Here is a 6,971-nt window from a genome sequence, read left to right as displayed (position 1 = left end):
CACAAGCACCCACACGAATTGCTTGATTCAGTTGTTAAAGAGCGGTTGGTTAAGATCTTTCGTCTCAACCGAGGCGCGCATTCTACAGCAGCCTCATTTGCTGTCAAGTGATTATTTTCAGAAGTTTCCAAGGAATCCTTAACAACTTCAACCACTTGCGCCTTCGATCTCTCGTCAGCGGGAGGCGAATTCTACAGCGTTACACGCTGCTGTCAACACCTCTTTTTCAACTTCCTTTTGGCTTCGATGAACTGAAGCAACCTGCTGCCGAAAACTGCGTAACTCACTGTTTACCAAGGAGTTTTCCGTTTCGACTGCGCCGGAAGTGGGGCGAATTATAGACAGATATAAATCGCCGTCAACCGTTAATTTAGTTTTTCTATCGATATACCCAAAAGCCCTCTGTTCTATTAGAGAAGACGCACAAAACTGAGCAATATATTGCCCATTCTGAACCAGTTGATCATCATAGCGGCTTCTGCCTTTATATGACCCTGGACAAACACCCCCAATGACCACCTCATCCCGCAGCCTGGGCTCCGCGCTTTTCCCTGTCGGCCTGCTGCTCATTGCCATGGCCTCGATCCAGTCGGGCGCCTCGCTGGCCAAAAGCATGTTCCCTGTCGTAGGCGCCCAAGGCACCACTACGCTGCGCCTGGTTTTCGCCAGCATCATCATGCTGCTATTGCTTCGTCCCTGGCGTGCAAAACTCACCGCCAAGTCGCTGCGCACCGTCATCGTCTACGGGATGGCGCTTGGCGGCATGAACTTCCTCTTCTATATGTCATTGCGCACCGTGCCCCTAGGGATTGCGGTGGCCCTTGAGTTCACCGGCCCACTGGCCGTTGCCATCTATGCTTCGCGGCGTGCCGTCGACTTCCTGTGGATAGCCTTGGCCATCATCGGCCTGCTGCTATTGATACCGGTTGGCGAAGCCAGCCAAGGCATCGACTTGACCGGCGCCGCCTATGCATTGGGCGCGGGTATTTGCTGGGCCCTCTATATTCTGTTCGGGCAGAAGGCTGGCGCAGACAACGGTGTCCAGACAGCCGCCCTCGGTGTGATGATTGCTGCACTGTTTGTCGCGCCTATCGGTATCGTCCATGCCGGTAGCGCCCTGCTGACACCCGCACTGATTCCAATCGCCATCGGCGTGGCGATTCTTTCCACCGCCCTCCCCTACACCCTGGAGATGGTCGCCCTGACCCGACTGCCCGCACGTACCTTCGGCACCCTGATGAGTATCGAGCCCGCATTCGGCGCGCTTTGCGGGTTGTTTTTCCTCCAGGAATACCTGTCCCTGGCGCAATGGCTGGCTATCGCCTGCATTATCCTGGCCTCCGTGGGCGCGACGCTGACTATGCGCAGCCAGTCAACGCCAATCGTCGCGGCAGATTGAGACAGGATTTAACGAAGCTCTGGCATTTGCCGCTCAATTAGGCCATGTTTAGGCTGTAACTCGGTGTCAGTCATGGAATTTTTCAAATAGGGACATCCACGAACGCTACACTTGAGAGCGAGCAAAGCCAGCATCGGGCATTCCAACGGCGCGGCTATTAAGGATGGTAATGAAGCGAATTTTGATAGTGCTTGTCGTCATCGCCCTTGCAGGGTGTGCAGCAACCACCAAGACAGAAGTCAAACGCGGAAAGAAAGGGCTGCATATCAACTGCTCCGGCCTGTCCTCCTCCTGGGACCAGTGCTATATCAGCGCAGCCAACTCGTGCGGCAAGAAGGGCTACAGAGTCATCGCCAAGTCCGGCGACAATAGTGAAGAGCCGGGTGACTACCCCTTTGGCCTCAACCCTGCCGGCTATACCAGCCGAAGCATGATCGTGCTCTGCAAGTAAGTGGTCATTGCTGGGCGATTCTCTGGCTGAGCTCTTTATAGCTCGATGAAAGCACCTGCTCCTGAACGTGCGGGTCGACCATCATTCTGGCCACCACCAATGCGCCCACGCACTGGGACAAAATGGCCCAGGCCAGGCTGTCACTCTCCAGAGTCCGCGCCCAGTTGGCCTGCAATCGACAAATCCACTCCTGTGCCTGCTGGCGTACAGCTATATCAGCGCGAGCAATATCCGCCCCCATGCTTGGCAAAGCACAGCCGTCTTGCACCTGCTCCACGTGGGCCATGCTCAAATAAATCTTCAGGCACCGCCCCAGGCGCTCGCGACTCTGCACGTCTCCCGCCCCCAGACGCTCAAGGCTTTGGCTCAACTCGCGCTCGACGATTGAACTGAACAGCGCATCCTTGGACGAAAAGTGGCTATAGAACCCCCCCCCGCTCAAGCCAATAGCCTTCATCAAGCCGTCCACGCCAACACTGACAAACCCTTCTTTTTTAGCCAGGGCCGCACTGCTTTGCAGGAGCTTGTCTCTGGTTTGCTGCTTGTGACTGACTGAATAGCGCATCGCCTCTCCCCCTGAATACAGTGCCTTGACGCCTGCCAGATCGTAGCATAACGTACGTTTAGTTAACGATCGTTTAGCAAAGGACTTCCCCATGACTGAGAATAAGAAAATCGTACTGGTCGTCGGCGCAGGTGATGCTACAGGCGGCGCAATCGCCAAGCGCTTTGCCCGTGAGGGTTATGTAGCCTGCGTCACTCGCCGCAGTGCCGACAAACTACAACCCTTGGTGGACAGCATTCAGGCTGCAGGCGGTGAGGCCCACGGTTTTGCCTGCGATGCGCGCAAGGAGGACGAGGTCATCGCGCTGATTGAGCAGATCGAGAGCGAGCGGGGTCCGATTGAGGCTTTCGTGTTCAACATCGGCGCCAACGTGCCTTGCAGCATTCTGGAAGAAACCGCACGCAAGTATTTCAAGATATGGGAGATGGCCTGCTTCTCCGGCTTCCTGAATGCCCGGGAAGTAGCAAAGCGCATGGCAACCCGCCGACGCGGGACGATCCTGTTTACCGGTGCCACCGCCGGGTTGCGCGGCGCCGCTGGCTTCGCTGCCTTCGCCGGGGCCAAACATGGGATTCGCGCCCTCGCTCAAAGCATGGCGCGCGAGCTTGGCCCGATGAACATCCATGTGGCTCATGTGGTGGTGGATGGCGCCATCGATACGGACTTCATCCGCGACAACTTCCCAACCAAATACGCGCTCAAGGACCAGGATGGCATCCTTGATCCCGCACATATTGCCGACAACTATTGGTACCTGCACAGCCAGCCACGGGATGCCTGGACCTTCGAGTTGGATCTGCGCCCCTGGAACGAAACCTGGTAAGCACGCCTACATAACAATAAGCAGCGAGCATCCGACATGAGCAAAACCCTGGAATTTTTCTTCGACCTCGGCAGCCCCACCACCTACCTGGCCTATACCCAACTGCCCGGAATCTGTGCCGAAACCGGCAGCCAATTGGTGTATCAGCCCATACTCCTGGGCGGCATCTTCAAAGCCACCGGAAACGCCTCTCCCATCACAATTGCGGCCAAGGGCCGCTACATGCTGCAAGACCTGGCACGCTACGCCAAGCGTTACGACGTGCCGCTCAAGTTCAACCCGCACTTCCCCATCAACACCCTGACACTGATGCGCGCCGTCACCGGCATTCAACTCCGTCAGCCGGAACGTTTTATCGACTTCATCGACTGCCTGTTCAGGGCGCTATGGGTGGATGGACGCAACTTGGGGGATCTGGCAGTGGTAGCAGCGGTCTTGGCCGAACACGGCTTCGACCCTGCCCAGGTACTGGAATTGACCCAGGATGAGGAAGTAAAGGACACCCTCAAGCACAAGACCGAAGAGGCGATTGCCCGGGGCGTGTTTGGTGCACCTAGCCTGTTTGTCGGTCAACAGCTGTTCTTCGGCCAGGATCGCCTGGATTTTGTCCGCGAAGCCTTGAGCTAAGACCTGCAAGCCGCTCGCAAGCCTGCGCCTGCGAGCGGCCGCCCCTTAGATGGCAGCCGTACGCACCTGCAACCACTCCAACGCAGCGCCACTGAGCAACGGGCTCAAGCGATGACGCACCTCAACGTGATAGTCGTTGAACCACTGGCGCTCCTCGGTCGTCAGCAATGACGGCACCAGGCAACGGGTATCGATCGGGCACAGGGTCAGGGTTTCGAACTTGAGGAATTCGCCGAACTCGGTCTTGCCCGCCTCGCGGTTCAACACCAGGTTCTCGATACGCACCCCCCAACGACCCGGGCGGTAGGTACCCGGCTCAATGGAGGTGATCATTCCCGGCTGCATCGCGGTTTGCGGTGCGGCCGCAGCCTGGTAGGCAATCACCTGCGGACCTTCATGAACATTGAGGAAGTAGCCAACCCCGTGACCGGTGCCATGACCGTAATCCACACCCTCGGCCCAGATCGGCGCACGGGCGATGGCGTCCAGCAAGGGCGAGAGAATGCCCTTGGGGAAATGCGCACGCGACAGCGCAATCACCCCCTTGAGCACACGAGTGCAATCGCGTTTTTGTTCCTCGCTCGGCGTGCCGATTGGCACCATCCGCGTGATATCGGTGGTGCCGCCCAGGTATTGGCCGCCAGAATCAATCAACAACAGGCCATCACCTTCGATCACCGCATGCTCTTCTTCGGTCGCATGGTAATGCGGCATCGCGCCATTGCCATTGAAGGCGGCGATGGTATTGAAGCTCAGCGACACATAATCCGGGCGCCGGGTACGCGCAGCCGTCAAGTGCTCGTCAATCGTCAGCTCGGTAATGCGCTCGCGCCCCAGGGCCGAGTCCAGCCAGGCGAAAAACTCGCACAGGGCCGCGCCATCCTGCTCCATCGCCCGGCGAATATGCTCGGCATCCGCCAGGCTTTTGCGGGACTTGGCCAGCGTGGTCGGGTTGAGGCCTTCCACAAGCTTGACGCCACTGCCCAGGTTATCCAGCAACCCTGCGGTCACGCGCGCCGGGTCGACCTGCAGGCTGGCACCGTCCGGCACTTCACCCAGGGCCGCCGCCACTTCACTGTAGTCACGCAGCGTCACGCCATCCTGTTCCAGCACTTCACGCAACGGGGCATCGACCTTGCCGAGGGCAACAAACAGGGTTGCCTGCTGCTGGTTGATCAGGGCGAATGACACAAACACCGGGTTGAACGAAACATCTGCACCACGCAGGTTGAACAGCCAGGCGATGTCATCCAGGGTGGCGATGAAATGCCAATCCGCACCCTTGTCCTTCAGGCCGGCGCGCAGTGCAGCGAGTTTTTCGCCTCGGCTGACAGTGGCCTGGGGCGGCAGGTGCTGGTAGATCGGCTGGTTTGGCAGCGCCGGACGGTCGGTCCAGACTTCACTCAACAAATCGATGTCAGTACGCAGGCGAGCACCACGCTCCGCCAACTTGCCGCCCAGGGTGCGGGCCGACGCAACGGCCATCACCGCACCATCCACCGCCAATACCCCGCCTTCCGGGGTGTGTTCGCCCAGCCATTCCAGCGGGCCGGACTGCCCCGGTTGCAGCTTCACCAACTCAATGCCGCTACCGCTGAGCTCCTTGGCCGCCTGCTCCCAGTAACGGCTGTCAGCCCAGACGCCGGCGAAATCAGGCGTGACGATCAACGTGCCTACCGACCCATGAAACCCCGACAACCACTGCCGCCCCTGCCAGTAGCCCGGCAAGTATTCGGACAGGTGCGGGTCGGCGGATGGAACCAGCAGGGCATCGATGCCCTCCCGTTTCATCAACTCGCGGGTATGCGCCAGGCGCTGGGGAACCGTTCCATGGGTCAAAGGCTGCGTACTCATCTTGTCTCCTGCTAACCACTAATAATTGTTATGTGTTTCAAACTGCCCAGAAGGCCGGTGCGCTGGCCAACGCGGCCTTGATCAATTGCACTGCCTGATCGATATCCTGCTCGGTGGTAAACCGCCCCAGGCTCAGGCGAATGGTGCGGCCGGCACTGCGCGCATCATGCCCCAGGGCAAGCAGCACATGGGAGGGTGCATTGCTGGCCGAATTGCAGGCGGAGGTTGCCGAAAAGGCAATGCCGGCGCTCAAGGCTGCCGAATTGAACTCGCCTTCACTGAAGGTCAGGCTCAAGGTGTGGGGAATGCGCTGGGTGGCGCTGCCATTCAGGCGCACGCCGGGGATGCTCAGCACTTGCTCAAGCAGACGCTCGCGCAGGGCGACAATGCCCGCCGACTCTTCGGCAAAGGAGTGCGCAGCCAACGCAAAGGCGCTGCCCATGCCCGCGATCTGGTGGGTCGCCAGGGTGCCGGAACGCAGCCCGCCTTCATGACCGCCACCGTGGATCTGCGCCGTGACGTTCTGCTGTGCTCGCGGCCCGACATACAACGCGCCGATGCCTTTGGGGCCATACAGCTTGTGCGCAGAAAACGACATCAGGTCGACCGGCCAACGCGCCAGGTCAATCTCGACCTTGCCCGCCCCTTGCGCCGCATCCACATGCAACAGCGCGCCATGCTCACGCACCCGCACGCCGATGGCCGGGATGTCATTGAGCGTACCCAGCTCATTGTTGACCAGCATCAACGACACCAGGAACGTGTCTTCACGCAGTGCCTGGCTGACGGCCTCGACGGTGATCAGGCCGTCGGCGTCCGGCACCAGGTAGGTCACGGCAATTCCGGCGTCCTGCAATTGGCGCGCGGTGTCCAGCGTCGCCTTGTGCTCGATCTGGCTGGTGATCATATGACCACCGGCCACGCCGCGCGCCTGGGCTACGCCCTTGAGCGCAAGGTTGTTGGACTCGGTGGCACCGGAGGTCCAGACGATCTGCTCGGGCTGGGCGCCGACCAACTCCGCTACCTGCCGACGCGCCTGCTCGACCGTGTGCCGGGCCTGTTGGCCAAACGCGTGGGAGCTGGACGCAGGGTTACCGAAATTGGCGTTGAAACCCAGACACTCGACCATGACCTGGATGACCCGCTCATCCACCGGTGTGGTGGCGGCGTAGTCGAAATACAAAGGACGTTTATTCATGACGTTAAAGACCCGCAGAGCATGTTCCCGAGATCAGCGTCCCAGGGGCAGCGA

The 6,971-nt window shown here is 59.5% G+C and carries 7 protein-coding genes; 4 read left to right on the top strand and 3 right to left on the bottom strand.

Annotated elements, in window-relative coordinates; all coding sequences use genetic code 11:
* Window positions 1-511: 511 nt before the first annotated feature.
* Window positions 512-1,399 (top strand): threonine/homoserine exporter RhtA, encoded by an 888-nt coding sequence (gene rhtA / locus FJD34_RS09435; protein ID WP_032862721.1) that lies wholly within the window; start codon window positions 512-514, stop codon window positions 1,397-1,399.
* A 169-nt stretch (window positions 1,400-1,568) separates the two neighbouring features.
* Window positions 1,569-1,850, top strand: coding sequence for a hypothetical protein (locus FJD34_RS09430; protein ID WP_032862722.1), 282 nt, complete (start codon window positions 1,569-1,571; stop codon window positions 1,848-1,850).
* 4 nt (window positions 1,851-1,854) lie between these two features.
* On the opposite strand, the gene FJD34_RS09425 is transcribed toward FJD34_RS09430, so the two are convergent.
* On the bottom strand, window positions 1,855-2,415 hold the full coding sequence (locus FJD34_RS09425) for a TetR/AcrR family transcriptional regulator (protein ID WP_090291490.1): 561 nt from the start codon (window positions 2,413-2,415) through the stop codon (window positions 1,855-1,857).
* A gap of 91 nt (window positions 2,416-2,506) precedes the next feature.
* Here FJD34_RS09425 and FJD34_RS09420 point away from each other — a divergent pair, with 91 nt between their 5' ends.
* Together FJD34_RS09420 and FJD34_RS09415 are read left to right on the top strand one after the other, a co-directional pair.
* Complete coding sequence (locus FJD34_RS09420) at window positions 2,507-3,238, top strand: SDR family oxidoreductase (protein WP_032862725.1); 732 nt, start codon at window positions 2,507-2,509, stop codon at window positions 3,236-3,238.
* 36 nt (window positions 3,239-3,274) lie between these two features.
* Window positions 3,275-3,865 (top strand): 2-hydroxychromene-2-carboxylate isomerase, encoded by a 591-nt coding sequence (locus tag FJD34_RS09415; RefSeq protein ID WP_032862726.1) that lies wholly within the window; start codon window positions 3,275-3,277, stop codon window positions 3,863-3,865.
* 45 nt (window positions 3,866-3,910) lie between these two features.
* On the opposite strand, the gene FJD34_RS09410 is transcribed toward FJD34_RS09415, so the two are convergent.
* Together FJD34_RS09410 and FJD34_RS09405 are read right to left on the bottom strand one after the other, a co-directional pair.
* Window positions 3,911-5,719, bottom strand: coding sequence for an aminopeptidase P family protein (locus FJD34_RS09410; RefSeq protein ID WP_090291492.1), 1,809 nt, complete (start codon window positions 5,717-5,719; stop codon window positions 3,911-3,913).
* 37 nt (window positions 5,720-5,756) lie between these two features.
* On the bottom strand, window positions 5,757-6,917 hold the full coding sequence (locus FJD34_RS09405) for a cysteine desulfurase family protein (protein WP_032862729.1): 1,161 nt from the start codon (window positions 6,915-6,917) through the stop codon (window positions 5,757-5,759).
* Window positions 6,918-6,971 lie beyond the last annotated feature (54 nt).

The organism is Pseudomonas brenneri (assembly GCF_007858285.1).
Classification (GTDB): domain Bacteria; phylum Pseudomonadota; class Gammaproteobacteria; order Pseudomonadales; family Pseudomonadaceae; genus Aquipseudomonas; species Aquipseudomonas brenneri.
Note: the sequence above shows the minus strand (reverse complement) of the source record. Positions and strands in the feature narration are given on the sequence as shown.

What these genes read in the sequence shown, in the direction of transcription:
- FJD34_RS09405 (WP_032862729.1), bottom strand. Translation starts at nt 6,917, where the DNA reads ATGAATAAACGTCCTTTGTATTTCGACTACGCCGCCACCACACCGGTG.
- FJD34_RS09410 (WP_090291492.1), bottom strand. Translation starts at nt 5,719, where the DNA reads ATGAGTACGCAGCCTTTGACCCATGGAACGGTTCCCCAGCGCCTGGCG.
- FJD34_RS09420 (WP_032862725.1), top strand. Translation starts at nt 2,507, where the DNA reads ATGACTGAGAATAAGAAAATCGTACTGGTCGTCGGCGCAGGTGATGCT.
- FJD34_RS09425 (WP_090291490.1), bottom strand. Translation starts at nt 2,415, where the DNA reads ATGCGCTATTCAGTCAGTCACAAGCAGCAAACCAGAGACAAGCTCCTG.
- FJD34_RS09430 (WP_032862722.1), top strand. Translation starts at nt 1,569, where the DNA reads ATGAAGCGAATTTTGATAGTGCTTGTCGTCATCGCCCTTGCAGGGTGT.
- FJD34_RS09415 (WP_032862726.1), top strand. Translation starts at nt 3,275, where the DNA reads ATGAGCAAAACCCTGGAATTTTTCTTCGACCTCGGCAGCCCCACCACC.
- rhtA (WP_032862721.1), top strand. Translation starts at nt 512, where the DNA reads ATGACCACCTCATCCCGCAGCCTGGGCTCCGCGCTTTTCCCTGTCGGC.